The organism is Streptomyces sp. NPDC023838 (genome assembly GCF_040639555.1).
Taxonomy (GTDB): Bacteria; Actinomycetota; Actinomycetes; order Streptomycetales; family Streptomycetaceae; genus Streptomyces.
In genome coordinates this window covers 77,889-104,319 of the sequence record NZ_JBFAAD010000011.1, presented here as the reverse complement: position 1 = coordinate 104,319, position 26,431 = coordinate 77,889, and the positions used below count along the sequence as shown (strand labels likewise).

Genomic DNA, 26,431 nt, shown 5'->3' with positions numbered 1-26,431 from the left:
AGGGAGCCCTCGATGTCGTCGCAGCCGTACTACCTCCAGGCCAGCAGCTTCGCCGTCAAGATGAACAGCGTCATCGGCTGGCTCGCCCGCCACGGCGTGAGCCTGGCCGGCACCGCCGAGCTCTCGGTGCGCGGCCGCAAGAGCGGCCAGATGCAGCGCGTGCCGGTCAACCCGCACACGTACGAGGGCGCGCAGTACCTCATCTCGGCCCGCGGGCACTCCCAGTGGGTGCGCAACATGCGGGCGGCGGGCGGCGGCGAGCTGCGGATCGGCCGCAAGCTGCGTACCTTCACCGCCGTGGAGGTCCCGGACAGCGAGAAGACCGCCGTCCTGCGCACCTACCTGGAGCGCTGGGGGTGGGAGGTGAACCAGTACTTCCAGGGCGTCACCGCGAAGTCGAGCGACGACGAACTGCTCGCCGCCGCGCCCGACCACCCGGTGTTCCGCATAACCGTCGACGCCTGAGCGGGGCCCCGGCCTCCGGGACCCCCGCCACCCGGCACCGAGCCCCACCGGACAGGCCCTAGGAGCGGCGGTCCACCATGTCCAGGACCCGCCGCGCCATCGGGTGCGTACGCACCATGCCGGCCAGGGTCGTCGAGCCACGGGTGATGTCCGCGAAGGCCTTCCAGGCCGGGCGGAAGCCGGTGATCGCGGCGTGCAGCATCGTCGGGCGCTTCTCGAAGAGCGTCAGCATCCGGCGGCCGACGCCCATCTCGACGCCGAGGCCCGCCTTGACGGCGAAGGCGTAGTTCAGCGCCTGGCGGCGGGCGTCCACCGCATCCTGGGACTCCGCGATCCGCACCGCCCACTCGCCCGCGAGGCGCCCGGAGCGCAGCGCGAACGAGATGCCCTCCCGGGTCCACGGCTCCAGCAGCCCCGCCGCGTCCCCGCACACCAGGACCCTGCCGCGCGAGAGCGGCGAGTCGTCGCTGCGGCAACGGGTCAGATGGCCCGACGAAATCGCGGGCTCGAAGCCGGCCAGGCCGAGCCGGGCGATGAAGTCCTCCAGGTACCGCTTGGTCCCGGCGCCCTCGCCACGCGCCGAGATCACCCCGACCGTGAGGGTGTCGCCCTTGGGGAAGACCCAGCCGTAACTCCCCGGCATCGGCCCCCAGTCGATGAGCACCCGGCCCGCCCAGTCCTCGGCCACCGTCGCGGGCACCGGGATCTCCGCCTCCAGGCCGAGGTCCACCTGGTCGAGCTTGACGCCGACATGGGCTCCTATCCGGCTCGCGCTGCCGTCCGCGCCGACGACCGCGCGCGCGAGGACGGTCTCGCCGCCGGCCAGGACGACCGCCACCGTGCGCCGGTCGGGCACGGCCGAGCCGTGCTGCTCGACGCGCTGGACGGTCACTCCGGTGCGCAGCTCGGCGCCCGCCTTCTGGGCCGTCTCGACCAGGGCGGCGTCGAACTCCGGCCGGTTGATCAGGCCGAAGAGCATCTGCCGGGAGCGGCGGGTGCGCGTCAGTCTGCCGTTGAGGGAGAAGGTGACCGCGTGCACCCGCTCCTTCAGGGGGAGTTCGAACCCGGGCGGCAGGGCGTCCCGCGACGGTCCGATGATGCCGCCGCCGCACGTCTTGTAGCGGGGAAGTTCGGCCTTCTCCAGGAGGAGCACCCGCCGGCCCGCGACCGCCGCCGCGTAGGCCGCCGAGGCCCCCGCGGGTCCGGCGCCGACCACGACGACATCCCACACCGACGAGGCCTGCGGCTCGTCGTGCTGCGTCCCGGCATCTGCGTTCTCGCTGCTCACGATGGGCTTCTGCTCCTGATCCGACCCGTGGTCAAGCTGACGACGGCATCCTACGGCGCGGTGGCCCCGACCCACCCTGTGGGAGGATCGGGCCCACCTTCGTCATACATTCACGTGCACTTGCGTACACGTACACGTACATCAACGTCGCACCCACGAGGAGCGTGCCCATGACCGTCAATCCGATCGCCGAGACCGTCGCCTCACTGATGCCCCGCGCACAGGCGGAGCTCACGGAACTGGTGGCGTTCCGTTCGGTGGCGGACGAGGCGGTGGCGCCGAGGAGCGAGTGCGAGGCGGCCGCCGCCTGGGTGGCCGGGGCGCTGCGCGACGAGGGCTTCCAGGACGTGGCCCTGCTCGACACCCCGGACGGCTCCCAGTCGGTCTACGGCTACCTGCCCGGCCCCGCGGACGCGCCCACCGTGCTGCTGTACGCGCACTACGACGTACAGCCGATGCTGGACGAGTCCGCGTGGCTGAGCCCGCCGTTCGAGCTGACCGAGCGCGACGGCCGCTGGTACGGACGCGGGGCCGCCGACTGCAAGGGCGGCTTCATCATGCACCTGCTGGCGCTGCGTGCCCTGAAGGCGAACGGCGGCGTCCCGGTCTCGGTGAAGGTGATCGTCGAGGGCTCCGAGGAGCAGGGCACCGGCGGCCTGGAGCGGTACGCCGAGACGCACCCCGAGCTGCTGACGGCCGACGCGATCGTCATCGGCGACACCGGCAACTTCCGGGTCGGCCTTCCGACGGTCACCGCGACCCTGCGCGGCATGACGATGATCCGGGTGCGCGTCGACACCCTCGAAGGCAACCTGCACTCGGGCCAGTTCGGCGGCGCCGCGCCCGACGCGCTGGCCGCGCTCATCCGCGTACTGGACTCGCTGCGCGACGAGAACGGGCAGACGGCCGTCGAGGGGCTGCCCGCCGACGCCTCGTGGGAGGGGCTGCAGTACCCGGAGGGCGAGTTCCGCAAGGACGCCAAGGTCCTGGACGGGGTGGGGCTGCCCGGCACCGGCACGGTCGCGGACCGCATCTGGGCGCGTCCGGCCGTCACCGTGATCGGGATCGACTGCCACCCGGTGGCGGGCGCGACCCCGTCCATCCCGGCCAGCGCGCGGGCGCAGATCAGCCTGCGGGTGCCGCCGGGTGTGGACGCGGCCGAGGCGACCAAGCTGCTGTTCGCGCACATCGAGAAGCACACGCCGTGGAACGCGCGGGTCTCCTTCGAGCAGGTCGGCCAGGGCCAGCCGTTCCGCGCGGACATCACCAGCCCCGCGTACACCTCGATGGCCGAGGCGATGCGGATCGCGTACCCGGGCGAGGAGATGCAGTCCTCCGGCATGGGCGGCTCGATCCCGCTCTGCAACACCCTCGCCGCGCTCTACCCGCACGCCGAGATCCTGCTGATCGGGCTGAGCGAGCCGGAGGCGCAGATCCACGCGGTGAACGAGAGCGTGTCGCCGCAGGAGCTGGAGCGGCTCTCGGTGGCCGAGGCGCACTTCCTGGTCAACTATGCGCGCTCCAAGCAGGCCTGACGAAACGTCACGCCTCCTCCTGGGGGTGTGACGGATCCCTCACGCTCTCGGCGGAATCGCGCAGAGCGTAGATCCATGCGGCGGACGCCGTCGCCGCCATACGTTCGCCGCATGGATCTCGTACAAGTCACTCCCGAACTGCACATGTTCCGCTTCCCGATCGGCCAGGCGTATCTGTGGCGCGACGGGGACGAGCTGACCCTGGTGGACGCGGGCGACATCAACGCCGCCGCACCGATGGAGAAGGCGATCGTCGGTCTCGGCCTCGACCCGGCCGCCATCCGCCGGATCGTCATCACCCACGGCCACCGCGACCACTACGGCGCGGCCGGGGAGCTGGCCGAGCGGTACGGAGCCGAGGTGATCGCCCACCGGCTCGACGCGCCGGTGATCCGGGGCGAGCGGCCGGTTCCGGAGCCGGATCTGCTGGAGTGGGAACTTCCGCTGTACGAGCACGCGTTGACGGTGCCGGAGGCACCCCCGACGCGGGTCGACCGCGAGGTCGAGGACGGCGAAGTGCTCGACTTCGGCGGCGGCGCGGTGGTGGTCCACTCCCCCGGCCACACCGACGGCTCGATCGGCGTCCATCTGCCGCGCCACGGCGTGCTCTTCACCGGCGACTGCGTGGCCGGGGTCGGCCAGGTGATGCTGGGCGTCTTCAACGTGGACCGCGCCCAGGCGCAGGCCTCCTTCCGCCGTCTCGCCGCGCTCGCCCCGTCGGTGGCGTGCTTCGGGCACGGGGACCCGCTGACGCGGGACACGGCGAAGGTGCTGCGGGAGACGGCGGAACAGGGCTGACGCGCGACGGCCTCAGCCCACCGGCACCGCGCCTCAGCCCACCGGCACTCCGCCTCAGCCCACGGGCACCCCCGCCTCCAGGTTGAGCACCGTCGACTTCTCCCGGGCCCGCAGTGCCCACCGCAGCCGTTCGTAACGGGCGGGCGGCAGCAGCCGGGACGCCTCCTCCTCCCCGACGAACCGCCAGTCGCGCAGCTCGGAGCCGGGCAGCAGGACCTTCCCGGCTCCGGCGCTGTCGAGCCGGCCGCCGTCGAAGAGCAGCCGCAGCCCGCCGTAGCCGGGCGGGGCGGGAGGCTCCCAGTCGACGACGAGGAGGCGGGGCACCCGGTCGAGCCGTATCCCTATCTCCTCCTCGACCTCGCGCATGCCCGCCCGGGCGGGCGCCTCGCCGCGCTCCACCACACCGCCGGGGAACTCCCAGCCCGGCTTGTACGTCGGGTCCACCAGCAGCACCCGGTCGCTCTCGTCGAAGAGCAGCACCCCGGCGGCAAGTGTCTCGGCGGTCGGCTCCGGGGTCTGGACGATCTCGCTGACGGGCGCGGCCCCGGTGCGTACGGCCTCGGCGATGCGCTCGGCGGTCTCGCGCGGGGTGAGGGCGCCGTTGTCGACGGCGTGGGCGTCGCCGGCCAGCCAGCCGAGGGCCGCCTGGTAGGGCTCGATGTGTTCGTACGCCCACTGGCGGCAGCGCTCGCTGGCCTCGGGGTCGTCGGGGACTTCGACCCGGTCGGCGATCCGGCCGCGCAGGATCGTTTCCTCATGGGTCAGGAGCACATGCCGCACCGGTATGCGACGGGCGGCGAGGCCGCCGAAGATCTCGTCGCGGTACTCCTGCCGCAGCAGCGTCATGGGCACCACGAGCACCCCGCCGACCTCGGCGAGCAGCGCGGCCGCGCCCTCCACCACCAGCCGCCGCCAGCTGGGCAGGTCCTGGTAGTCGCCGACCTCCGCGAGGCGCTTCTGCGGAAGCAGGTGCCTCAGGACGGCGCCGATCACCTCGGGGTCGTACAACGTGCTGTTCGGGATCAGGTCGACCAGTTCACGCGCGGTGCTCGTCTTGCCCGCGCCGAACGCACCGTTGATCCAGACGATCACGGTTTCCCCCCTCTTCCATAGCCCCCAGTGGATTGCCCGCAACAGAGTGCCACGGAAACGCCGGGGCGGAACCGGGCGCCCTGATCTTGTCCACAACTGTGGCGACGCTGTTGCACGTTGCGCGAGCCTTTCCGGCCGCGCGACGCGTCCTTGTCCATGAGCACCGGCCACGGGGGGCCGTAACGCATCTGATGGGAACATCGTTGTGCGAGTGCCGGAAGAGAGTGAGGGGGTGCGACGGATGCGTCGTACTGTGCTGGAGCGCTTTCCCGCGGGCGGCCCGCGCGGCAGCTGGCCCGCCGAGGAGTTCGCGCGCGAGCGCCGCGACGAGGGCGTGCCGGCGGAGGTCGTGATGGACCTGGAGTCGGACGCGTTCCTGGTGGTCGTGCGCCAGTACACGCCGGAGGCGGTCCACTGAGCCCCGCCCCCGGCCGCGCCGCCGACTACCGGTAGAAGACCGCCACACCCCGGTGGTGCGAGCAGGCGCCCCGGTGGTGGGCCGCGTACGAGTACGTGCCGTCGTTGCAGAGCGCGGTGGCACCACCGTGGTTGTCGCTGCCACCGGTACCGCCCGAGTCGTCCGAACCGTCCGAACCCCCGGACGAGCTGGAACCGCCGGACGAGCCCGAGCCACCTGTGTCGCCCGATCCGGCCACATCGCCCGAGCCGCCGGACGCGGTTCCTCCGCCGCCCGTACCGCCGCTGTCCGGCGCGGTCGTGAGCGACAGCAGCGGGGCGGGATCGCTGGGCGTGGGGGTGGGGGTCGGGGTGGGAGTCGGCGTGGGTGTCGGGCTCTCGCTGGTCGCGAGGGCCGCCGGGGCCGGTGACGACTGGCTGGGTACGGCCGTCTCCCCCGCCCTGCCGTCCCCGGAGCCGCCGCCGCAGCCGGTCAGGGCGAGCGCCGCGGCCGCGACGAATCCGGCGGCGAGGGTGGAGATACGTGCGCGATTCATGTGGCCCCCTGGGTGATGAGACGGCCATCTCATCGCTGCGGAGGGTCACCGATGGCGGTAGTTGCGCATTCGTTACCGCATGGATTCAGCCACTTGCCCGACACTTGTTCGCTTTGCGTACGGACGTGCGCTCTACCCCTTGCTCGACCCCAGCGTCAGCCCCGCGATGAAGTGTCTCTGGAGCAACAGGAACACCAGCAGTGTCGGCAGAGCCACGATGACCGAGCCCGCCGCCAGCAGGTTGTAGTCGGTGAAGAACTGGCCGCGCAGGTTGTTCAGGGCCGAGGTGACCGGGAGTTTGTCGCCGTCGGACATGAAGACCAGGGCCCACAGGAAGTCGTTGTACATCCAGGTGAACTGGAGCGTGGCCAGGGCCGCCAGGGCCGGGCGGCACAGGGGCAGAGTGATGCGCCAGTACTGGGTCCACACGCCCGCGCCGTCGACGATCGCCGCCTCCAGGATCTCCTGCGGGAGGGTGCGCATGAAATTGGCCAGGACGAAGACGCAGAAGCCGATCTGGAACCCGATGTGGACCAGGATGACGGCCCAGTACGAATCGAACATCGTCATCGAGTCGGACATCCAGTACGGCAGCGGGATGCGGTTGAACAGCACGTACAACGGGGTGACGATCACCTGTTGGGGCAGCAGGTTCCCCGCCGTGAACAGCATCAGCAGCACGATGCCGCCGCGCAGCTTGAGGCGGGAGACCGCGAAGGCCACGAACGAGGCCAGGAACAGCGTCACCAGTACGCCCGGCACCGCGATGATCAGCGTGTTGACGAAGTACTTCGTCATGCCGGAGTCGCTGAAGGCCTGCTGGTAGTAGTCGAAGGAGAGGTGCTTGGGGAGCGAGAAGTAGCCGTACTCGGCCGTCTCGTCGTACGGGCGCAGCGACGCGTACACCGCGAGCAGCAGCGGGGCGAGGAAGGCCAGCGAGACGGCCATCAGGAAGGCGTGCACGCCCAGGCGTCCGGGGCGGACACGGCGGCGCCGGGCCGGGGGCGGCGCGGGCCGGGCGGTCACGGGGGCGACGGGGGCGGTGTCCACGGTCATCTGCTCTTCTCCCCTCGGATCTCCTGAACCAGGTACGTCACGACGAACCCAAGGGAGACGGTCAGCAGCACGACGGCGATGGCGGAGCCGAAGCCGATGCGGCTGGCCTCGCCGATGATGTTGTCGGTGACGAGCACGGAGAGCACCTCGAGCCCGTTGCGGCCGTGGTTGACCGCGTACACGATGTCGAAGGCCCGCAGCGACTCGATGACGGTGATCACGCCCACGATCACGTTGACCGGGCGCAGGGTCGGCAGCACGACCCGGAAGAACGTCTGGGCCTCCCCGGCGCCGTCGATCGCCGCCGCTTCCTTGAGCGTGGGGTCCACTGCCTTCAGCCCGGCCAGGTAGAGGATCATCACATAGCCCGTGTGCCGCCAGGCCGCCGCCAGAAGGATCATCCAGATGTTGAGGTCCGGGTCGCCCAGCCAGTCGGTCGGGTTCTCCTTGTCGCCGATGAGCGCGTTCAGAGCGCCCTGGTCGCGGGAGAAGACCAGTTGGGCGATGAAGCCGACGACGGCGAGCGACAGCACGACCGGCATGTAGAGCGTCGACTGGTAGAAGCGGCTGAAGCGGACGCCCCGGTCGATCAGTACGGCGAGCAGCAGCCCGAACGGGACGGCGACGAAGCCGAGGAAGGCCAGCCACATCAGGTTGTGGCGGACCGCCGGCCAGAAGGGCGGGTAGTTGGTGAAGATGTTGGTGTAGTTCTCCGTACCGACCCACTTGATGTCGCCGATCCCGTCCCAGCTGGTGAAGGAGAGGACGACGGAGGCGAGGGTCGGGCCCCACACGATGGCGAGGTCGAGCAGGACGGGTATGCCCAGCAGCACGCCGAGGACGACGAGATCGCGTGCGGTGAACCGCCGCGGCCCTCGTCGTCCGGCGCGCCGTGCGGAGATGAGCGCCACGGCTGAGTACTCCAAGTCGGTGCGGGGGCGGGCCGGTTGGCGGACGTCCGGCGTCAGTCCGCGGCGAAGATCGTCTTCCTCTGCCGCTCGATGTCGTTGACCAGCCCGTCCACGTCGTTCGGGTTGCCGATGAACTTCTGCAGTGCCGGGATCATCACGGTGGAGGAGAAGTCCGGCCGGGTGTCGCGGTCCATGAACTGCGAGATCTGCTTGGCACCGGAGATCAGCTCCACGGACTTCTTCTGGAGCGCACTGTACTTGGAGGTGTCCGCACCGCTGTTGACCGCGATGTTGTTGGGGTCACTGGCGAGGTAGATGTCCTCGGCCTTCGGGGTCGCGAGCCACTTCAGGAAGTCCTTGGCGCTCTCCATGTTCTTCGCGTTCTTCAGGTTCTTGGAGTTCTTGGCGAGCAGGAACCCGTCGATGGGCGCCTCGACCGCGTCCAGACCGTGCTCCGGGTTGATGACGGGGAAGGGGAAGAAGTCGATGTCGTCCTGCTCGGACACCGGGAACTGCTGCCCCGCGTGGGGCAGTCCGAACACCGCCATGCCCGCCTCCTTCTTCTGCAGGCTCTGCGCGGCCTCCTGCCAGGTGCGGCCGTTGGCGCCCTTCTGGCAGTACGGCAGGATCCGGCGCCAGGTGTCGAAGACCTCCTTGACCCGCTTGTCCGTCCACGCCTCCTTGCCGGCCATCAGGTCGCGGTGGAAGTCGTAACCGTTACTGCGCATGTTGATGTAGTCGAACGTGCCCATCACGGGCCAGCCGTCCTTGTCGCAGAACGCGATCGGTACGAGCTTGTCCTTCTGCATCTGCTTGGCGAGCGCGATGTACTCGTCGAGCGTCTTGGGCGCCTGGTACCCGTGCTGCTGGAAGACGCTTTTGCGGTGGAAGACGGCCCATGGGTAGTAGTAATACGGCGTGAGGTACTGCTTGCCGTCCTCGCCCGTCGACTGCGCCTTCAGCGCCGGCGAGAAGCCCTGGAAGTTCTGCCACAGGTCGCTGATGTCGTGCAGCAGCCCCTTCTTGGCGAAGAACTGCATGCGGTTCCCGGCGAACCACATGAAGACGTCGTCGGGCTTGCCCTGGAGATAGCGGTTGATGTTCTCCTGGAAGGTGTTGTGGTCGACGGTGTTGACCTTGACCGTGCGGCCTTCCTTGGACTGCTGCCCGTACGCCTTGAAGGCCTCCGCGAACGCCTTCTTCGGCACCGCGTCCGACGAGTTGGAGCCCAGCCGGATCGTCTTGGCGTCGCCTCCGGGCCCGCTGTCGCAGGCGGAGAGCAGCGAGGGGAGGGTGACCGCCCCGGCGCCGAATGCGGCGCTCCGCAGGAGACCGCGCCGGGACATCCGATGTCCCGTCACGCTGCCGGGCACGGCAGGACTTCTGAACGATGACTGCGCCATGTTCCCCCTCCTCCAGGGTGCAACCCAACACAACCGAACGCGTGGCTTGGATCACACCCTCAAGTGATGGGGACGTCAAGGGTTTTGACGCGACCCCGGGTAACCGTTACCAGTTCTATTCCAACAGAGTCCAACAAGCTCTACCGCAAACGCGCGTCGCCGGATCAGGGGCAGAAAGGCGCACCGAATCGGTTCATCCGCCTTGGATCCGGAGGAAGGTGACGATGGGTCAGCTTCCTGTACGTACCACTCGGCGAGGAGTCGTCGGAGCGCCGGCCGCCGCGGCGGCGGCGCCGACCAGGCCCGCGTCCGTGCCCATCAGAGCCGGGGCGACCTTGAGGCCCTGGACGAAGGAGAGCGTGGCGTAGTCCTGGAGGGCGCGGCGCAGCGGCGCGAAGAGGATGTCGCCCGCTCCGGCCACTCCCCCGCCGATCACCGCGATCTCGATCTCCGTCAGGGTCGCGGTGGCCGCGATGCCCGCCGCCAGCGCCTGCGCGGCCCGCTCGAACGAGGCCAGCGCGACCGGGTGCCCGGCCCGGGCGGCGGCGGCCACGGCGGCGGCCGAGGTGTCACCGTCGGGCCCCGGCGTCCAGCCGCCCTCCAGCGCGCGGCGGGCGATGTTCGGGCCGCTGGCGATCCGCTCCACACAGCCGCGCGCCCCGCACGGACAGGCGTCGCCGTCCAGGTCGACGCTGATGTGGCCGATGTGGCCCGCGTTGCCGGTGGGGCCCGGGTGGAGCCGGCCGCCGAGGACGAGACCTCCGCCGACGCCGGTGGAGACGACCATGCACAGCGCGTTGTCGTAGCCGCGGGCCGCGCCCAGCCAATGCTCGGCGGCCGTCATCGCCACACCGTCGCCGACGAGCTCTACGGGGAGCCCGCCGGTCGCCGTCCGCACCCGCGCCACCAGCGGAAACCCGCGCCAGCCGGGGATGTTGACCGGGCTGACCGTGCCGTTGGACGCGTCGACCGGGCCCGCGCTGCCGATCCCCAGCGCCGTGACCCGCCCCCACAGCGCGGATCCGGCCAGCTCCGCGAGGACCTCGTCGACGGCTCGCGCCACCGTCTCGCCGTCCTCCCGGGCGGGGGTCGCCCGCTGGGTCCGTACGAGCAGTCGGCCACCGGGGTCCACCAGCGCTCCGGCGATCTTGGTGCCGCCGATGTCGAGCGCGGCGACGAGGTCGGTCTGCATCGGTGTCGGATCTCCTGGTGGGCGAGGGTGCCAAGCTGGTCGGATGAACAGTCTCCATTCACCTGACAACGTTGTCCAGGGCCTATGCTCGACGCCACACCACGATCCCCACGGATCCGCCCCGGACATCCCGCGCACCGCGCCCCGGGCCCGCTGAGCCCCGACGACGACAGGACACCGCACGTGGCCGAGAACGCCCGCCGCCATGAGCCCCGCTACGGCATCCGGCCCACCATGAAGGATGTCGCCGCCCGCGCCGGTGTAGGGCTGAAGACGGTCTCCCGGGTGGTCAACGGCGAGGCCGGGGTCACCCCGGACACCGAGCGCCGCGTCACGGAGGCCATCGAAGCCCTGGGGTTCCGCCGCAATGACAGCGCGCGGGTGCTGCGCAAGGGGCGCACCGCCTCCATCGGGCTCGTCCTGGAGGATCTGGCCGACCCGTTCTACGGGCCGCTCAGCCGCGCGATCGAGGAGGTCGCCCGGGCGCACGGGGCGCTGCTGATCAACGGCTCCAGCGCCGAGGACGCCGACCGCGAGCAAGAGCTGGTGCTGGCCTTCTGCGCCCGCCGGGTCGACGGGCTGATCGTGATCCCGGCGGGCGGCGACCACCGTTATCTGGAGCCCGAGATAAAGGCCGGGGTCGCGACCGTGTTCGTGGACCGTCCGGCCGGGCGGATCGACGCCGACGCGGTGCTCTCCGACAGCTTCGGCGGCGCGCGCGAGGGCGTCGCGCACCTGGTGGCGCACGGCCACCGCAGGATCGGCTTCATCGGCGACCAGCCGCGCATCCACACCGCCACCGAGCGGCTGCGCGGCTATCGGGCGGCGATGGAGGACGCCGGGCTGCCGGTCGCGGACGCGTGGGTGGCGCTCGGCTCCACCGAGCCGGAGCGCGTGCGCGCGGCGGCCGAGGAGATGCTGAGCGGCCCCGAGCCGGTCACCGCGATCTTCGCGGGCAACAACCGGGTGACCGTGACGGCGGTACGGGTCCTGGCGGGCCGGGAGCGCCCGGTCGCCCTGGTCGGCTTCGACGACATCGAGCTCGCCGATCTGCTCGGCATCACCGTCATCTCGCAGGACTCCGCGACGCTCGGCCGCACGGCGGCGGAACGGCTCTTCCGACGCCTCGACGGCGTCGACGAGGCCCCCGCGCGCGTGGTGCTGCCGACCACGCTCATCGCGCGGGGGTCGGGCGAGATCCCCCCGCCCGCCGACAGCTAGTGTCCCGATTTCGAGATTCTGCGTCACCGATCGTGTTATCGGCGGTCCGCTAGCCAGCGGCTTGGTGCTGGACGCACCTCACGTGGTGTCGCGGAAACTCAAGACCGGCTCACTAGCCCCCGCTCAGCACACCGGCAGCCCCGGCACCGGTGCGTTGTTGGCGCCGCCCTTGAGGTAGACCACGCTCACGTAGACGTTGGTGTTTCCGCTGTCGTCGTCGGTGCGGGCCCAGTACGTGTTGGTCCACTTCCCGTACGTCTCGCGGCGGCCCAGGTCGACCTGGCAGTAGAAGTAGTTGGTGCCCGCGTTGAGGACGCCCATCTCGCCGCCGTCGTGCCGGTAGCTCTTCGCGGTGCGCCACACCTGGCAGTCGAACTTGCCCGCGCCGATGGAGTGGCAGGGCGGGGCGGGCGTGGAGCCCGTGCCGCCGCCCGCGGTGCCTGCGGCGCCGCCCGGGGTCGCGGTGGCGTAGCCGCCCGTCGGGGCCTTGCCGGGGGTGGTGCCGCCCTTGTCACCCCCGGCGGGCTTGCCGTCCTTGCCGTCCTTGGCGGGGCGGGTCGCGCCGGGTGAGGCGGAGGTGCGGGCCCGGTCGCCGGTCGGGCCGGGGCTCGCGGCGCTGGGCCCGCCGCCGTCCCACGCGCCGCCCGTGCCGTCCTGGGCTCCGGACGCCGACGGACTCGCGCTGCTCGCCGAGCCGACGGCCTGTTGCCGGGCGCCGTCGTCGTCGCCGGTGCCCACCAGGGCGTACGTGACTCCGGCGCCCGTGAGGACGACGGCCGCGACGCCCGCCGCCACCATGCCCCGGGCCCTGCCGCGCCCCGGGGACGGGTCGACGGCCGCCGTCGGCTGCTGGGTGACCACCGGGCCGAAGCCCTGCGGCCGGTGCGGCAGCACGTCCCGTACGGTCGCCTCGCGCGGCGGTGCGACAGGCTGCGGCGCGGGCACGGGCGGCGCCTGCGGCGGCGGCGCGAGGCCGGGGTCCCGGCCCTCGGCCACCGCGGCCAGCATCCGGGCCGCCGTGTCCGCGTCGGGGCGGCGGGCCGGGTCCTTGTGCATCAGCTCGCGCAGGACGGGCCCGAGCGCCCCCGCCCGTACCGGCTCGGCCAGCGGCTCGGCCACGATCGCGGAGAGCGTCGACCAGGTGGAGGTGCGGCGGAACGGCGAGGAGCCCTCCACCGCCGCGTACAGCGTGGCGCCGAGCGCCCAGACGTCGGAGGCGGGGCCGGGGTCCTGGCCCTGGGCGCGCTCGGGCGCCAGGTAGTCGAGGGAGCCGACCAGTTCGCCGCTGCGGGTCAGATGCGTGGCCGCGCCGTCGCCCGGGTCCTCCATGGCGGCGATGCCGAAGTCGGTGAGCACCACCCGGCCGCCGGACTCCAGGAGGATGTTGCCGGGCTTCACATCGCGGTGCAGCACGCCCGCGCGGTGGGCCGCGCCCAACGCCTCCAGGACCCGGGCGCCGATGGCGGCCGCCTCGCGCGCGTCCAGCGCGCCGCGCGCGGCCAGTACGCCGTCGAGCGAGGGTCCCTCGACGAGCTCCATCACGATGACCGGCCGGCCCTCGTGCTCGGTGACGTCGTGGACGGCGACCACTCCGGGGTGACGCACGCGCGCGGCGGCGCGGGCCTCGCGCTGCATGCGCAGCCGGAGGTCGCCCAGCTCGGGCGCGGACGCGTCCGTGTACGTCCGCAGTTCCTTGACCGCGACCTCGCGGCCCAGCACCTCGTCGACGGCGCGCCACACGACGCCCATGCCGCCCCTGCCCAGCTGTTCGACCAGCAGGTACCGCCCCGCGAGCCGGTCGTTCTCCCCCGAAGACACCGCTGCCCCGTTCCCTGTGGTGATGGTGGTCGCGTCCAGGGTAAGGGGCAGCGGTGACAGCGCCCCGGCTACGGGGTGGTGACGGTCAGGGCCGCGCGGCGCGGGGAGGCGAAGCCGTCGAGGTCGGCGCGGGTGAGGCCGGTGAGGCGGGCGACCTCCTCGTTGTCGAGGGCGCCGCAGTCCAGGCCGCGCAGCAGGAACCCGCTGAGCGCCTTGGCGGTGGCGGGCTCGTCCATCACGTCGCCGCCCGCCTTGGCCACATAGGCGGCCAGGCGCGCCGCGGCCTGTTCCAGGCCCTCGCGGTAGAAGGCGTACACCGCCGCGTACCGGGTGGGCAGGTGGCCCGGGTGCATGTCCCAGCCCTGGTAGTAGGCGCGGGCCAGGGCCCGGCGGGTGAGGCCGTAGTGGAGCCGCCAGGCCTCGTGGACGTGGGCGGTGGAGCCGATCGGCAGGACGTTGGTGGAGCCGTCGGAGACCCGTACGCCGGTGCCCGCGGCGGCGACCTGCATCACGGCCTTGGCGTGGTCGGCGGCGGGGTGGTCGCTGGCCTGGTAGGCGGCGGAGACGCCCACGCAGGCGCTGTAGTCGAAGGTGCCGTAGTGCAGGCCGGTCGCGCGGCCCTCGGCGGCGTCGATCATGCGGGCCACGGCGGCGGTGCCGTCGGCGGCCAGGATGGACTGGCTGGTCTCGATCTGGATCTCGAAGCCGAGCCGCCCGGCGGGCAGGCCGTGGGCCTTCTCGAAGGCCTCCAGGAGCCGGACGAAGGCGGAGACCTGCTCGGGGTAGGTGACCTTCGGCAGGGTCAGGACGAGCCCGTCGGGCAGGCCGCCGTGCTCCATCAGGCCGGTGAGGAAGACGTCGGTGGTGCGGATGCCGCGGTCGCGTACCGCCGCCTCCATGCACTTCATACGGATGCCCATGTACGGGGCGGCGGTGCCCTTCGCGTACGCCTCGGCGATCAGGCGGGCGGCGCGGGCGGCGGCCGCGTCCTCCTCGGCGTCCGGGCGCGGGCCGTAGCCGTCCTCGAAGTCCACGCGCAGGTCTTCCACCGGCTCGCGCTCCAGCTTGGCGCGCACTCGCTCGTACACGGGCGCGGCGAGCTCGCCGGCGATGCCGAGGACCTTCGCGAAGGAGACGGCGTCCGGGGCGTGCTCGTCGAGGGCGGCGAGCGCCTGGTCGCCCCAGCCGCGCAGGGTGTCGGCGTCGAAGAGGTCACCGGGTACGTAGACGGTGTGCACGGGCTGGCGGGTGCCGGGGTCGCCCGGGTAGCGGCGGGCGAGCTCCTCGTCCACGGCCACCAGCGAGGCGCTGATCTCCTCGCTGACCGCGCCCGCGAGGCTCGTCGCCACCTTCTCCTGCTGACCCATCCTGCACCCTCCGCACGTTCAGTTTTTCACTGACTGTTTTCCACTGGCCGGAATCATCGATCCGCATAGCAGAATTTAGTTATGGGCTTCCTTCGCGTCAATGGTTGCCCGAAACGGCCGGGGGCCGCGCGGTGAAGATCACCACGCGGCCCCCGGGGCACAACGAACGAGCAGGTCAGCCCTTGCGCGTCTGAACCTCTTCGGTCAGCTGCGGCACGACGTCGAAAAGGTCGCCCACGACGCCGTAGTCGACGAGGTCGAAGATCGGAGCCTCGGCGTCCTTGTTGATGGCGACGATGGTCTTCGAGGTCTGCATACCGGCGCGGTGCTGGATGGCACCGGAGATGCCGGACGCGATGTAGAGCTGCGGCGAGACCGACTTGCCGGTCTGGCCGACCTGGTTGGAGTGCGGGTACCAGCCGGCGTCGACGGCGGCGCGGGAGGCGCCGACGGCGGCACCGAGCGAGTCGGCAAGCGCCTCGATGATCGCGAAGTTCTCGGCGCCGTTGACGCCACGGCCACCGGAGACCACGATCGCGGCCTCGGTCAGCTCGGGGCGGCCGGTCGACTCGCGCGGGGTGCGGGAGACGACCTTGGTGCCGGTGGCCTGCGCGGAGAAGGTGACGGCCAGGGCCTCGACGGCGCCCGCGGCCGGGGCGGCCTCCACGGCGGCCGAGTTCGGCTTGACCGTGATGACCGGGGTGCCCTTGGAGACGCGCGACTTGGTGGTGTACGAGGCGGCGAAGGCCGACTGCGTGGCCACCGGGCCGTTGTCGCCGGCCTCCAGGTCGACGGCGTCGGTGATGATGCCGGAGCCGATGCGGAGCGCGAGGCGGGCCGCGATCTCCTTGCCCTCGGCGGAGGACGGGACGAGCACGGCGGCCGGGGACACCGCTTCGTACGCGGCCTGGAGCGCGTCCACCTTCGGCACGACGAGGTAGTCGGCGAACTCGGGGGCGTCGGCGGTCAGTACGCGGGTCGCGCCGTGCTCGGCGAGGGCGGGCGCGGTGGCCTCGGCGCCGGCACCGAGGGCGACCGCGACCGGCTCGCCGATGCGGCGAGCCAGCGTCAGCAGCTCCAGGGTCGGCTTGCGGACGGCACCGTCGACGTGGTCGACGTAGACGAGAACTTCAGCCATGGGACTCAATCTCCTGCGAAGTACGAAGAATCTGGGGGCGGTTGGGCGCTGAGTCTGTCGACGAGCCCTAGATGAACTTCTGGCTCGCGAGGAACTCGGCCAGCTGCTTGCCGCCCTCGCCCTCGTCCTTGACGATCGTGCCGGCGGTACGGGCCGGACGCTCGGCGGCCGAGTCGACCGCGGTCCAGGCGCCCTCCAGGCCGACCTCGTCGGCGTCGAGGTCCAGGTCGCCCAGGTCCAGCGACTCCACCGGCTTCTTCTTGGCGGCCATGATGCCCTTGAAGGACGGGTAGCGGGCCTCGCCCGACTGGTCCGTCACGGACACGACGGCCGGCAGGGACGCCTCCAGCTGCTCCGACGCGGTGTCGCCGTCGCGGCGGCCCTTGACGACGCCGCCCTCGACCGAGACCTCGGAGAGCAGCGTGACCTGCGGAACGTTCAGACGCTCGGCGAGCAGCGCCGGCAGCACGCCCATGGTGCCGTCGGTCGAGGCCATGCCGCAGACGACCAGGTCGTAACCGGTCTTCTCGATGGCCTTGGCGAGCACCAGCGAGGTGCCGACGACGTCGGTGCCGTGCAGGTCGTCGTCCTCGACGTGGACGGCCTTGTCGGCACCCATGGAGAGCGCCTTGCGCAGCGCGTCCTTGGCGTCCTCGGGGCCGACGGTCAGCACGGTGATCTCCGCGTCATCCGCCTCGTCGGCGATCTGCAGCGCCTGCTCGACCGCGTACTCGTCGAGTTCCGAAAGGAGGCCGTCGACGTCGTCGCGGTCGACGGTCAGGTCATCGGCGAAGTGCCGGTCGCCGGTGGCGTCGGGCACGTACTTCACACAGACAACGATCCTCAAGCTCACGCCGGCTCTCCTACTGCATCGTCATTTCTGGGCTGCCTTGTTGCACGCAGCATAGGCGCCTGATGGGGCGGTTTCCGGTCGGGGCGACCGACGCTCCGAACGAAATATTACTCGCCAGTACACCCACTGTGTTCCCCGTAAGCAAGCGCTTTGAACTGTGACGTTGCCAACGCTGAGTAACCGGTGAGTACGGAGACGATTCAGTCACGCAACGCGTTGAAGCGACCCTGGTGGTAGAGGAGCGGACGGCCCGCGCCGGCGGGCTCGCCGAAGACCGCCTCGCCGACCACGATGCGGTGGTCCCCGGCCGGGATGCGCGCGACGACCCGGCACACCAGCCAGGCGAGGACGCCGTCGAGGACCGGGACGCCCTCGGGGCCCGGTTGCCAGCGGGTGGCACCGCCGAAGCGGTCGGCGCCGCTGCGGGCGAAGGTCGCGGCGAGGTCTTCCTGGTGTTCGCCGAGTATGTGGACGCCGACGTGCTCGGCCTCGGAGACGACGGGCCAGCTGGAGGAGCCGGTGCCGATGCCGAAGGAGAGCAACGGGGGCTCGGCGGCGACCGAGTTGAGGGAGGTGGCGGTGAAGCCCACGGGCCGGCCGTCACGCTGCGCGGTGATCACCGCCACACCGGCGGCGTGCTGGCGGAAGACCGCGCGGAACAACTGGGAGGAGGCGGGGCGTGCGGTGCCGAGGTCGGGGGAAGCCGTCATGGAGTTGTCCTTCTGCGGTGGCTGCGAGGGGGCTGTGGGCTGCTCAGCAGCTCGGACAGCGCGCACTTGCGTTGCGGGCGAGGTCCACGGGGACGCGCCCGAAGAGAAGGATTCTGGTCGGCACATCGTCAGATTGACGATTGCCGGTGGCCGCAGTCAAGTGCCTTCTACGATGTGGGAGATCCATCACGGCCCGCTCCACCCCGTTCACACCGCCTCCCCCAGCGCCGCGATCACATCGGCCCGGCGCGGCTGCCCGGCGGCGCGGCGCACGATCCGGCCGGCACGGTCCAGGACCAGGACGGTCGGCGTGGCCCGGATGTCCAGGGCGCGCACCAGCGCCAGGTGCTCCTCGGCGTCGATCTCCACGTGCGCGACCCCCTCCACCATCGCGGCAACGTCCGCCAGGGTGCGCCGAGTTGCCCGGCAGGGCTGGCAGAACGCACTGGAGAACTGCACCAGGGTCGCCCGCTCACCCAGCTCCGTGCCCAACTGGGCTGCTCCCAGCCTCGGCCCGTCCTCGCGCACCGCGCTCCCTCTCCTCGATCCGTCGTACCGCCTGTTCAGCGCCGAAAGCCGCCCGGAAGATTCCCCGCCCGCGCCGACCTGGGCACACGTGATGAGAATCTCCCCGTCCCAAGGCCCCAGGACTGGCCAGCACGGCGCGTATCGGGCACGATCTGCCCAATGCCGAAAACCTACGGCTGCGTAACTTCCACCGGGAGAACCCTCCCCGGGAACAGAAGGGTCACCTCCAGATGGCAGAACTCGTCTATCGGCCGGTCGTCGGCGCCGCCCTCACGATGTTCAAGGCGCTCGACCTGAAGATCGACACCCAGGGTTCGGAGAACATCCCGCGCTCCGGCGGTGCGGTGCTCGTCAGCAACCACATCAGCTATCTGGACTTCATCTTCACCGGGCTCGCCGCCCTGCCACAGAAGCGCCTGGTGCGCTTCATGGCCAAGGACTCGGTCTTTCGGCACAAGATCTCGGGCCCGCTGATGCGCGGCATGAAGCACATCCCGGTGGACCGCAAGCAGGGCGAGGACGCGTACGCGCACGCCCTGGACTCGCTGCGCTCCGGCGAGATCGTCGGTGTCTTCCCCGAGGCGACCATCTCGCAGTCGTTCACGCTGAAGAGCTTCAAGTCGGGCGCGGCCCGGCTCGCCCAGGAGGCCGGGGTCCCGCTGATCCCGATGGCGCTGTGGGGCACCCAGCGGGTGTGGACCAAGGGCCGTCCGCGCAACTTCAAGCGCAGCCACATCCCCGTCACCATCCGGGTCGGCGAGCCGGTCGAGGCCCCCGCCGACCAGTACGCGGGAGCCATCACCCGGCGGCTGCGCGAGCGGTGCCAGGAGCTCCTGGAAGCCGCCCAGCGCGCCTATCCCGTACGTCCCAAGGACGCCTCGGACACCTGGTGGATCCCGGCGCACCTCGGCGGCACCGCGCCCACGCCCGAAGAGGTGCGCGAGCGCGAGGCCAGCCGCTGAGTCCGCGCGGCGCCCGCTGAATCGTCACGCCCCGGCGGCGACCGGGGCGTGAACGGTGAGCCGCGCCCCGGGGCTCACCTTCTCCAGGAGCTCGGCGAGCTCCGCCGCCGCCTCTTCCAGGCCGCTGTAGGGGGCCATGCCCTCCAGCAGGAAGAGCGCGTTCACGGACTCCTCGGTGAGCCGGGTCCGCACGCCCTGACGCCAGTTCCAGCGGCGGCAGGTCACGCCTTCGTCGTCGCACCACACCACTTCGCCCGCGTCCGGGTGCTCGACGGCCGCCTCGCCGCCCGCGACGGTGGCGAACGGCTCGTCGCCGGTGGCCCGCACCAGCCGCATCGAGCCCGCGATGCGGTCGGCGTCCTCGCCGCCGACCGGGACGAGGTGGGCGACGCTGATCGCGTTGTAGACGTCGACGAGCCGGTTGACGCGCGGCAGACCGCCGTCGGCGAGCGCGCGCCTCGCCAGCGCCTCGGCCGAGTTGCGGGTGCGCGAGGGCTTGGCGCCGAAGGCGGTGTACGCCTCCCGCCAGGCGACCATGTGCGGGTCCTCGTGCGGGGCGAGCGGGCCCAGCCGCTCGCGCAGCCGCCGGGCGGCCTCGTCGAGCAGCGCCGAACTCACCCCGTCGCTGGGCCCGTTGACGAGTCCGCGGGCCTCCACGGCGACATGGGTGAAGCCGGGCGCGAGCGCGCGTACCTCGTCGGACACGGTGAGCGTGAGCGTCATGGTCGGTCGTGCCTCACAGTTCGGTCGGGAGCGTCCGCCAGAGGGACGGACGGTCGGGCGCGGCCTTCAGAGCGGCCGGCAGCACCGGATGCGGTACATCATAGAGTACCGGATAGTCCACCTCACTGAACTGTGGCCGCACCTTCCAGGCCCGCCGGGTGACGCGGGGGTCGCATACGAAAGCGGCCGACCGTCAGCCAATGGCTTGACGATCGACCGCATACGTATACGCATTCAGCCCGTGGGGCAGTTAGCGGGACATCTCTTCCTTGAGCGCCGTGAGGAAGCCGTCCACGTCGTCCTCGGTGGTGTCGTACGAGCACATCCAGCGGACGTCGCCGGCCGCCTCGTCCCAGAAGTAGAACCGGTAGCGCTTCTGCAGCCGCTCGCTCACGTCGTGCGGCAGCCGGGCGAAGACCGCGTTCGCCTGGACCGGGTAGAGGATCTCGACCCCGTCGACCGAGCGGACACCCTCGGCGAGGCGCTGGGCCATCGCGTTGGCGTGCCGCGCGTTGCGCAGCCACAGGTCCTTGGCGAGCAACGCCTCCAACTGCACCGAGACGAACCGCATCTTGGAGGCGAGCTGCATCGACATCTTGCGGATGTGCTTCATCCGGCGCACCGCGTCCGGGTTGAGCACGACGACGGCCTCGCCGAAGAGCATGCCGTTCTTGGTGCCGCCGTACGAGAGCACGTCGACGCCCACGGCGTTGGTGAACGCGCGCATCGGCACGTTCAGGGACGCGGCCGCGTTGGCTATCCGGGCGCCGTCCAGGTGCACCTTCATGCCGTGCTGGTGCGCGTGGTCGCAGATCGCGCGGATCTCGTCCGGCGTGTAGACCGTGCCCAGTTCGGTGTTCTGGGCGAGCGAGACGACCTGCGGCATGGCGCGGTGCTCGTCCTCCCAGCCCCAGGCCTGCCGGTCGATGAGCTCGGGGGTGAGCTTGCCGTCCGGCGTCTGCACGGTGAGCAGCTTCAGGCCCGCCATGCGCTCCGGTGCGCCGCCCTCGTCCACGTTGATGTGCGCGGACTCGGCGCAGATCACCGAGCCCCAGCGGTCGGTCAGCGCCTGGAGGGCGACGACGTTGGCGCCCGTCCCGTTGAAGACCGGGAACGCCTCGGCGCTCGCGCCGAAGTGGCTGTGGATGACGCGCTGGAGGTGGTCGGTGTAGTCGTCCTCTCCATAGGCGACCTGGTGTCCGCCGTTGGCGAGGGCGATGGCGGCCAGGACCTCGGGGTGCACGCCCGCGTAGTTGTCGCTGGCGAAGCCGCGCACCTCGGGGTCGTGGTGCCGTCGCGCGTCCGTCTTCATGGCTTGGGGGTCAGCCACAGGCGCTGTCCATTCACTTCCACGGCGGGCCGGTCCCAGACTCCGGCGATGGCCTCGGCCAGCTCCTTGACGTCGGTGAAGCCCGCGAACTTCGCATTCGGGCGCTCGGCGCGCATCGCGTCGTGCACCAGTGCCTTGATCACCAGGATGACGGCGGCGGCGTTCGGCCCGTCCTCGCCCCCCGCCTTGCGGAAGGCGTCGGCGAGCGCGAGGGTCCACGCCTCGGCCGCGGCCTTGCCCGCGTTGTACGCGGCGTTGTTCGCGGTCGGCTTGTGCGCCCCGGACTGGCTCACCAGCACGTAACGGCCGCGGTCGCTGCGCAGCAGCCCGTCGTGGAAGGCGAGCGAGGTGTGCTGCACGGTCTTGATGAGCAGCTTCTCCAGCAGCTCCCAGTCGGCGAGGTCGGTCTCCGGGAAGGAGGCGCTGCCGCGCCAGCCGCCCACGAGGTGGACCAGCCCGTCGATCCGGCCGAACTCCTTCTCGGTCCTGGCCGCCCACTCACGGGTGGCGTCCAGGTCGAGCAGGTCGACGGTGTCACCCACCACGGTCGCCCCGCCGTGGGCGTAGCGCGCCGCGTCGACGGCCTCGGCCAGCCGTGCCGGGTCCGCGTCGGACGCCACCACGGTGGCACCCGCCTCGGCGAGCCTGAGCAGGGCGGCGCGGCCCGCGGGGCCCGCCGCCCCGGCCACCGCGATCACGGCGCCGCTCAGCGGCCCGTTGCCATTCCCGTTGCCGTTCATGATCGTCTCCTCCGCACGAGTGCTCACGCGGCAGCTCGCTCGGCGTTCGCCGCGGTGATCCCCTTGGTGGAGGCAATCACGTCCTTCAGCTTCTTGGCGAGCGCCTCATAGAACATGCTCAGGGGAAACTCGTCCGCGAGCACGTCGTCGACCAGTTTGCGCGGCGGCAGCGAGAGGTCCAGGGCCTCCGGGCCCTTGGCCCAGCGGGATCCCGGGTGCGGCGCGAGGTAGGTGGAGACCAGGTCGTACGCGGCGAACCAGTGCACCAGCTTCGGGCGGTCGATGCCGTCCCGGTAGAGCTTCTCGATCTCGGCGCAGAGCTCGTTGGTGACCCGGGGGGCCTGCTCCCAGTCGATGTGCAGCTTGTTGTCGGTCCAGCGCACCACGTCGTGCTTGTGCAGGTACGCGAAGAGCAGCTGGCCGCCGAGGCCGTCGTAGTTGCGGTTGCGGTCGCCGGAGACGGGGAAGCGGAACATCCGGTCGAAGAGCACCGCGTACTGCACGTCGCGGCCGTGCTGGTTGCCCTCGGCCTCCAGCTTCACGGCCTCCTTGAAGGCGGTGAGGTCGCAGCGCAGCTCCTCCAGGCCGTACATCCAGAACGGCTGGCGCTGCTTGATCATGAAGGGGTCGAAGGGCAGGTCGCCGTGGCTGTGGGTGCGGTCGTGGACCATGTCCCAGAGCACGAAGGCCTTCTCGCAGCGCTCCTGGTCGCCGACCATCTCCCGGATGTCCTCGGGCAGTTCGAGGCCGAGGATCTCGACGGACGCCTCGGTGACGCGGCGGAAGCGGGCGGCCTCGCGGTCGCAGAAGATGCCGCCCCAGGTGAACCGCTCGGGCGCCTCGCGCACGGCGATGGTCTCGGGGAAGAGGACGGCCGAGTGGGTGTCGTACCCGGCGGTGAAGTCCTCGAAGGCGATGCCGCAGAAGAGCGGGTTGTCGTAGCGGGTGGCCTCCAGCTCGGCCAGCCAGTCCGGCCACACCATGCGCAGCACGACCGCTTCGAGGTTGCGGTCCGGGTTGCCGTTCTGCGTGTACATGGGGAAGACGACCAGACGCTGCAGCCCGTCGGCGCGGTCCGCGGCCGGGTGGAAGGCGAGCAGCGAGTCCAGGAAGTCCGGCACGTCGAAGGCGCTGTCAGCCCACTTGCGCAGGTCCGCGACGAGCGCGCGGTGGTACGCGGCGTCGTGCGGCAGCAGCGGCGAGAGCTCCTCGACCGCGCCCGCGATCCGCTCGACCACGGCCTCGGCGGCGGCGCGGGTGGGCGCGCCCTCGGCGTCGAAGTCGATGGACCCGTCCTTGGACTGCCAGGGCCGGAACTCCTCGACGGAATTCTTGAGCACGGTCCAGGCAGGGTGCTCGACCACCGGCCGGCCGGCGGTCACGCCCTCGGCCACCACGTCCTGCACAAGAATTTCCGTCATGTCACTTCCTCCACAGGAGAACCTCGCGTCAAGACACCGTATCCGTGTTCGGTTACCCCGCTCAAGAGGGATCTCAGGAAATTATCCTGTGCTCCGTCACACTGGCCGCTGTTCTTCCTGTGGAGCTCCGCCGGGGCGCTCGGTTCTGCCACGGCGCAGACGTAGTGCTCCCCCGCGTCAAGGGGCCGGGGACTCGCCCACCTCCGGGTGACCCACGAGGCCCCCGCACGCCCTGCGGCAACCGGGCGGACGCCTCCACTGCCCCGCGCGAGCCGGGGTCCAACGCGCGTCGCGGCCGTTAGGCTGCGGCACTGCCGCGTGCGCACGGGACTGCCCGCGCGCGGAAACCGCCGTCGACGGAAGCGAGGCCTGTCTTGACGTTCCTCACCATCGGTCATCGCGGGGTCATGGGTGTCGAGCCGGAGAACACCCTGCGTTCCTTCGTCCGCGCCGAACGCTCGGGCATGGACGTCATCGAACTGGATCTGCACCTCAGCAAGGACGGCGCGCTCGTCGTGCTGCACGACGCCGAGGTGGACCGCACCACGGACGGAAAGGGGCCGGTGGCCGACAAGACGGTCGCCGAGCTGCGGGAGCTCGACGCGGGTCAGGGCGAGCGCATCCCGCTGTTCGAGGAGGTCCTGGACGCGGTCGCCTCACCGCTCCAGGCCGAGATCAAGGACGTCAGGGCCGCCGACGAGCTCGCGCGCATCATCCACGCGCGCGATGTCGTCGGCCGGGTCACGGTCTCCTCGTTCCACGACGAGGCGCTCACGCGGATGTCCTCGCTGGTGCCGGGGGTACGGACGGTCCTGGTCGCGAGCCGCTGGGACACCGACATCGTGGACCGGGCCACGGCCGTGGGAGCGCACGCCCTCTCGCTCGACATCCGCCGGCTCACGCTGGAGGACGTCGAACGGGCGCACGCCCTGTCCGTACAGGTCATCGGCTGGGTGGTGAACACCCAGGACCATCTGCGGCTGGTGCGGGCACTGGGCCTGGACGGCGCGACGACCGACTACCCGGAGATCCGCCGCACGGGCCGCTTCACCGCGTGAGAACACCGGTCCGACAGCGCCCGCGAAGGCGCTAGGTGTATTGATCACGAGCGTTGTCAACGCGGGACCGGACCCACCGGGCAGGCCCTAGACCAGCTCCTTCACCAGCAGCTCGAAGGCGAGGTCCGCGCGCTGCGGGATGCCGAAGCGCTCGTCGCCGTACGGGAAGGGCGTCATCTTTCCCGTACGGCGGTAGCCGCGCCGCTCGTACCAGGCGATCAGCTCGTCCCGCACCGAGATCACCGTCATATGCATCTCCGTGACGCCCCACGCCTCGCGCGCGCTGCGCTCCGCCTCGGAGATGATCTCCTTGCCGAGGCCGCCGCCCTGGAGGTCGGGGCGGACCGCGAACATCCCGAAGTAGGCGGCGTGGCCGCGGTGTTCGAGCTGACAGCAGGCGACGATCCGGCCGTCCCGCTCCACCGTGAGCAGCCGGCTGCCGGGCGTCGTGATCACCTGGCGCACCCCCTCGGGGTCGGTGCGCTGCCCTTCGAGGATGTCCGCCTCGGTGGTCCAGCCGGCCCGGCTGGAGTCCCCGCGGTACGCCGACTCGATGAGCGGCACCAGCTCCTCGACATCGGCCTCGGTGGCGTCCCGGTAGCTCAGCTCCCCGGCGCGGGTGGTGTCCATGGCGAACGTTCTCCCAACTGCATCGTGACGTGGCGGGCGCACCCCGAGCCTAACCCCGCCCCTAAGCTGCGTCGGCATGGTGCATGTGCTGAGCAGCAGGACCCTCCTGCGCCCCACCGACCCCGACCGCTCCCGCGCCTTCTACGGCGGCCAGTTGGGGCTCGCGGTCTACCGCGAGTTCGGCACCGGGCCGGAGCGCGGCACGGTCTACTTCCTCGGCGGCGGCTTCCTTGAGCTGTCCGGCCGCGCCGAGGCGCCTCCCGCGCCCGGTCTGCGGCTGTGGCTCCAGGTGGCGGACGCGGCCCAGGCGTACGAGGAGCTGACCGGGCGCGGCGTCGAGGTCCTGCGGCCTCCGGTGCGCGAGCCGTGGGGGCTGATCGAGATGTGGCTCCAGGACCCGGACGGAGTGCGGATCGCCGTGGTCGAGGTGCCCGCCGACCATCCGCTGCGCTTTCGCCCCTGACATCCGCTCCTGGCCTCCTGCACGGCGAGCTCACCGGCACGCGTGCCGCTCGCGCGCCCCCTTGTGTGTCCTTGCGCCCGCGTGCGCGACAGCCCGTACGGGAATCGACTCCTCGGCGGGGCGACATGTCGAGCGGGGAGGTGTGCCATGCACGGAACCGCGCTGTCCGGCTGGCTGCTCGTGGCGGTGTGCGCGGCCACCGGCGCGTACTGCGTCTTACGGCTGCGCAGCGACTGCGCACGGGCGCGCAGTTCCGCCGGGGGCGAGGCGGTGATGGGCTTCGGCATGGCCGCGATGGCCGTCCCGGCGGCGTTCGCGACCCCGCCGCCTTGGATCTTCGCGGTGTACGCGGGGGTCTTCGGGGCGGCGGCCCTGCGGGCGGGCTGGCTCGCCCGCACGCGCGCGAACGGCGGCGCCCACCATCTGCACCATGTGATCGGTTCCCTCGCCATGGTCTACATGGCGCTGGCCATGAGCGCCCCGGGCGGCCACGCGGCGCACGGGGGCCACGCGGGGCCCGCGGGCGGGATCCCGCTGGTCACCGGCGCGCTGCTCGTCTACTACGTGGGCTATGTGCTCACGACGGGTGTGCGGCTGCTGCCCGCGGCGGGCCCGGCACCCGACGGCGGCCCGGCCGGCTGGGGCGCGCGGCCCGAACTGACGCTGGCGTGCCGGTTGTCGATGGGGATCGCGATGCTGGCGATGCTGCTCGCCCTGTGACGTCCGTCCCGGGCGCGCCCGGGGTCCCACCGTTCGCGCTATCTCCACCCCGCGAC

At 71.4% G+C, this 26,431-nt stretch carries 27 protein-coding genes and 1 pseudogene; 9 read left to right on the top strand and 19 right to left on the bottom strand.

Annotation, left to right across the window (positions count from 1 at the left end; genetic code table 11):
* Window positions 1-12 precede the first annotated feature (12 nt).
* Window positions 13-465, top strand: a complete 453-nt coding sequence (locus AB0G17_RS16375) for a nitroreductase family deazaflavin-dependent oxidoreductase (protein ID WP_361382038.1) — start codon at window positions 13-15, stop codon at window positions 463-465.
* A 58-nt stretch (window positions 466-523) separates the two neighbouring features.
* Here AB0G17_RS16375 and AB0G17_RS16370 read toward each other — a convergent pair whose 3' ends face one another.
* Window positions 524-1,753, bottom strand: a complete 1,230-nt coding sequence (locus tag AB0G17_RS16370; RefSeq protein WP_361382035.1) for a geranylgeranyl reductase family protein — start codon at window positions 1,751-1,753, stop codon at window positions 524-526.
* Between the two features lie 170 nt (window positions 1,754-1,923).
* Between AB0G17_RS16370 and AB0G17_RS16365 the strand changes: the two genes are divergently transcribed.
* A complete protein-coding gene (locus AB0G17_RS16365) occupies window positions 1,924-3,288 on the top strand; it encodes a dipeptidase (RefSeq protein ID WP_361382032.1) in 1,365 nt (454 codons plus the stop codon).
* 111 nt (window positions 3,289-3,399) lie between these two features.
* On the top strand, window positions 3,400-4,086 hold the full coding sequence (locus AB0G17_RS16360) for an MBL fold metallo-hydrolase (RefSeq protein ID WP_361382029.1): 687 nt from the start codon (window positions 3,400-3,402) through the stop codon (window positions 4,084-4,086).
* Between the two features lie 54 nt (window positions 4,087-4,140).
* Here the strand turns inward: AB0G17_RS16360 and AB0G17_RS16355 are convergent, their stop codons facing one another.
* Window positions 4,141-5,178, bottom strand: a complete 1,038-nt coding sequence (locus tag AB0G17_RS16355) for an NUDIX domain-containing protein (RefSeq protein ID WP_361382026.1) — start codon at window positions 5,176-5,178, stop codon at window positions 4,141-4,143.
* A 241-nt stretch (window positions 5,179-5,419) separates the two neighbouring features.
* Between AB0G17_RS16355 and AB0G17_RS16350 the strand changes: the two genes are divergently transcribed.
* A complete protein-coding gene (locus AB0G17_RS16350) occupies window positions 5,420-5,596 on the top strand; it encodes a hypothetical protein (RefSeq protein ID WP_361382023.1) in 177 nt (58 codons plus the stop codon).
* Window positions 5,597-5,621: 25 nt separating this feature from the next.
* Here AB0G17_RS16350 and AB0G17_RS16345 read toward each other — a convergent pair whose 3' ends face one another.
* The 5 genes from AB0G17_RS16345 to AB0G17_RS16325 form a co-directional block, all read right to left on the bottom strand.
* Window positions 5,622-6,131: a DUF3761 domain-containing protein gene (locus AB0G17_RS16345; protein WP_361382020.1), complete on the bottom strand. Its 510-nt coding sequence runs from the start codon at window positions 6,129-6,131 to the stop codon at window positions 5,622-5,624.
* A 132-nt stretch (window positions 6,132-6,263) separates the two neighbouring features.
* Window positions 6,264-7,187: a carbohydrate ABC transporter permease gene (locus tag AB0G17_RS16340; protein ID WP_361382017.1), complete on the bottom strand. Its 924-nt coding sequence runs from the start codon at window positions 7,185-7,187 to the stop codon at window positions 6,264-6,266.
* Window positions 7,184-8,098: a sugar ABC transporter permease gene (locus AB0G17_RS16335; RefSeq protein WP_361382014.1), complete on the bottom strand. Its 915-nt coding sequence runs from the start codon at window positions 8,096-8,098 to the stop codon at window positions 7,184-7,186. The genes AB0G17_RS16340 and AB0G17_RS16335 overlap by 4 nt, the downstream gene beginning before the upstream one ends.
* A 53-nt stretch (window positions 8,099-8,151) precedes the next feature.
* Window positions 8,152-9,444, bottom strand: a complete 1,293-nt coding sequence (locus tag AB0G17_RS16330; protein WP_361382376.1) for an ABC transporter substrate-binding protein — start codon at window positions 9,442-9,444, stop codon at window positions 8,152-8,154.
* Window positions 9,445-9,730: 286 nt separating this feature from the next.
* Window positions 9,731-10,693 (bottom strand): ROK family protein, encoded by a 963-nt coding sequence (locus tag AB0G17_RS16325; protein WP_361382011.1) that lies wholly within the window; start codon window positions 10,691-10,693, stop codon window positions 9,731-9,733.
* Between the two features lie 183 nt (window positions 10,694-10,876).
* On the opposite strand from AB0G17_RS16325, the gene AB0G17_RS16320 reads away from it, so the two are divergent.
* A complete protein-coding gene (locus tag AB0G17_RS16320) occupies window positions 10,877-11,914 on the top strand; it encodes a LacI family DNA-binding transcriptional regulator (protein WP_361382008.1) in 1,038 nt (345 codons plus the stop codon).
* Window positions 11,915-12,037: 123 nt separating this feature from the next.
* Here AB0G17_RS16320 and AB0G17_RS16315 read toward each other — a convergent pair whose 3' ends face one another.
* From AB0G17_RS16315 to AB0G17_RS16290, 6 genes are all read right to left on the bottom strand, one after another.
* Window positions 12,038-13,732 carry a serine/threonine-protein kinase gene (locus AB0G17_RS16315; RefSeq protein ID WP_361382005.1) on the bottom strand — a complete coding sequence of 565 codons (1,695 nt, stop codon included), beginning with the start codon at window positions 13,730-13,732 and terminating at the stop codon, window positions 12,038-12,040.
* A gap of 68 nt (window positions 13,733-13,800) precedes the next feature.
* Window positions 13,801-15,099 (bottom strand): aldolase, encoded by a 1,299-nt coding sequence (locus AB0G17_RS16310; RefSeq protein WP_361382002.1) that lies wholly within the window; start codon window positions 15,097-15,099, stop codon window positions 13,801-13,803.
* Window positions 15,100-15,274: 175 nt separating this feature from the next.
* On the bottom strand, window positions 15,275-16,237 hold the full coding sequence (locus tag AB0G17_RS16305; RefSeq protein WP_361381999.1) for an electron transfer flavoprotein subunit alpha/FixB family protein: 963 nt from the start codon (window positions 16,235-16,237) through the stop codon (window positions 15,275-15,277).
* 67 nt (window positions 16,238-16,304) lie between these two features.
* Entirely contained in the window at window positions 16,305-17,090 is a 786-nt protein-coding gene (locus tag AB0G17_RS16300; RefSeq protein WP_361381996.1) for an electron transfer flavoprotein subunit beta/FixA family protein, read from the bottom strand.
* Window positions 17,091-17,290: 200 nt separating this feature from the next.
* A complete protein-coding gene (locus tag AB0G17_RS16295) occupies window positions 17,291-17,800 on the bottom strand; it encodes a flavin reductase family protein (RefSeq protein WP_361381993.1) in 510 nt (169 codons plus the stop codon).
* A 207-nt stretch (window positions 17,801-18,007) separates the two neighbouring features.
* Window positions 18,008-18,328, bottom strand: a complete 321-nt coding sequence (locus AB0G17_RS16290; RefSeq protein ID WP_361381990.1) for a thioredoxin family protein — start codon at window positions 18,326-18,328, stop codon at window positions 18,008-18,010.
* Window positions 18,329-18,558: 230 nt separating this feature from the next.
* Here AB0G17_RS16290 and AB0G17_RS16285 point away from each other — a divergent pair, with 230 nt between their 5' ends.
* Window positions 18,559-19,290: a lysophospholipid acyltransferase family protein gene (locus AB0G17_RS16285; RefSeq protein ID WP_361381987.1), complete on the top strand. Its 732-nt coding sequence runs from the start codon at window positions 18,559-18,561 to the stop codon at window positions 19,288-19,290.
* Between the two features lie 24 nt (window positions 19,291-19,314).
* Here AB0G17_RS16285 and AB0G17_RS16280 read toward each other — a convergent pair whose 3' ends face one another.
* The 5 genes and pseudogenes from AB0G17_RS16280 to AB0G17_RS16260 form a co-directional block, all read right to left on the bottom strand.
* Complete coding sequence (locus AB0G17_RS16280; RefSeq protein ID WP_361381984.1) at window positions 19,315-20,013, bottom strand: phenylalanine--tRNA ligase beta subunit-related protein; 699 nt, start codon at window positions 20,011-20,013, stop codon at window positions 19,315-19,317.
* Window positions 20,014-20,026: 13 nt separating this feature from the next.
* Window positions 20,027-20,149: pseudogene (locus AB0G17_RS16275) on the bottom strand (transglutaminase); the annotation flags it as partial.
* Between the two features lie 114 nt (window positions 20,150-20,263).
* Window positions 20,264-21,325: a low specificity L-threonine aldolase gene (locus AB0G17_RS16270; RefSeq protein WP_361382373.1), complete on the bottom strand. Its 1,062-nt coding sequence runs from the start codon at window positions 21,323-21,325 to the stop codon at window positions 20,264-20,266.
* Entirely contained in the window at window positions 21,322-22,083 is a 762-nt protein-coding gene (locus tag AB0G17_RS16265) for an SDR family oxidoreductase (RefSeq protein ID WP_361381981.1), read from the bottom strand. Before AB0G17_RS16265 ends, AB0G17_RS16270 begins: the two co-directional genes overlap by 4 nt.
* Window positions 22,084-22,106: 23 nt before the next feature.
* A complete protein-coding gene (locus tag AB0G17_RS16260; RefSeq protein WP_361381978.1) occupies window positions 22,107-23,504 on the bottom strand; it encodes a DUF6421 family protein in 1,398 nt (465 codons plus the stop codon).
* A 374-nt stretch (window positions 23,505-23,878) separates the two neighbouring features.
* On the opposite strand from AB0G17_RS16260, the gene AB0G17_RS16255 reads away from it, so the two are divergent.
* Window positions 23,879-24,562, top strand: a complete 684-nt coding sequence (locus AB0G17_RS16255; protein ID WP_361381975.1) for a glycerophosphodiester phosphodiesterase family protein — start codon at window positions 23,879-23,881, stop codon at window positions 24,560-24,562.
* An 87-nt stretch (window positions 24,563-24,649) separates the two neighbouring features.
* On the opposite strand, the gene AB0G17_RS16250 is transcribed toward AB0G17_RS16255, so the two are convergent.
* The gene (locus tag AB0G17_RS16250) at window positions 24,650-25,192 is read right to left on the bottom strand and encodes a GNAT family N-acetyltransferase (protein WP_361381972.1); all 543 of its coding nucleotides are present in this window, start codon (window positions 25,190-25,192) and stop codon (window positions 24,650-24,652) included.
* Between the two features lie 76 nt (window positions 25,193-25,268).
* On the opposite strand from AB0G17_RS16250, the gene AB0G17_RS16245 reads away from it, so the two are divergent.
* Together AB0G17_RS16245 and AB0G17_RS16240 are read left to right on the top strand one after the other, a co-directional pair.
* Entirely contained in the window at window positions 25,269-25,655 is a 387-nt protein-coding gene (locus AB0G17_RS16245; protein WP_361381969.1) for a VOC family protein, read from the top strand.
* A 147-nt stretch (window positions 25,656-25,802) separates the two neighbouring features.
* Complete coding sequence (locus AB0G17_RS16240) at window positions 25,803-26,375, top strand: DUF5134 domain-containing protein (protein WP_361381966.1); 573 nt, start codon at window positions 25,803-25,805, stop codon at window positions 26,373-26,375.
* Window positions 26,376-26,431: the final 56 nt, after the last annotated feature.